Source organism: Peribacillus sp. P4_B1, assembly GCF_056402395.1.
In genome coordinates, this window is the sequence record NZ_JBFUHM010000156.1 from 1 (window position 1) to 777 (window position 777).

The following is a 777-nucleotide window of genomic DNA, read 5'->3' on the forward strand; positions in this document are numbered from 1 at the left end:
AAGTACACCCTCGTCATGCAAGGGGACGGCAATCTGGTCCTCTACGCATACGGGAACCAGGCTGTTTGGGACACCGGGACCTGGCAGTTGCCTTTGGATCATCGCCCGGACCGTGCCGTCATGCAGGCCGACGGCAACCTGGTTTTGCTCACCCCCAGTGGCGTTCCGGTATGGGCCACACACACGGAGGGAAACGGTGGTTCCCGGCTTGTCCTAAGGGATGATCGCAACCTCATCATTTACCGCCCAGACGGGAAGGCAGTCTGGTCGTCGAACACGATCTACTCCCCTGGAGCCGTGGTTCCCATCAGCAAGCTCAATGAGAACGTCGGTTACGGCAAGACCATGAGTACCGTCGGCACCCTATACCGCTCTGGTCAATCTGTGAGTTCTGTCTATACCAAAAACGACAACTGGACCGGAGGCCTGCGTGGAAAGGTGCTCCTCCTCGTCGTGGACGAGGGCGGTCACGCCATTTGGGTCTCAAATGAGTTCGCGGCGGCGACACGGTGCTCCGTCCCCGACCCAAGTTGCGCCTCGTATGGGCAGGAAACATTCCGCGACGACTTCCCCGAGGTAGTTGGACGCTATGCAGCCCGAATCGATGTGTACCAGGCAGACACACCGTCATACCGTGATCTAAGGAACGCACTAATCGACGGCATTAAGGCTGCAGGCGACATCGCCCAAGAGATCAAGGACGTCCTTGGCCAGCTAATGAAAACTTAGCCCGGAATGCATCGCCGAGTCGCTGGCCGAGGCTCGCGTGAAACACAC

General features: G+C 58.7%; 1 protein-coding gene. It reads left to right on the forward strand.

Annotation, left to right across the window (positions count from 1 at the left end):
- The coding region (locus AC1DVK_RS27020) for a hypothetical protein (RefSeq protein WP_477627836.1) at nt 1–729 on the forward strand (729 nt) is incomplete at its 5' end.
- Between the last annotated feature and the right edge of the window lie 48 nt (nt 730–777).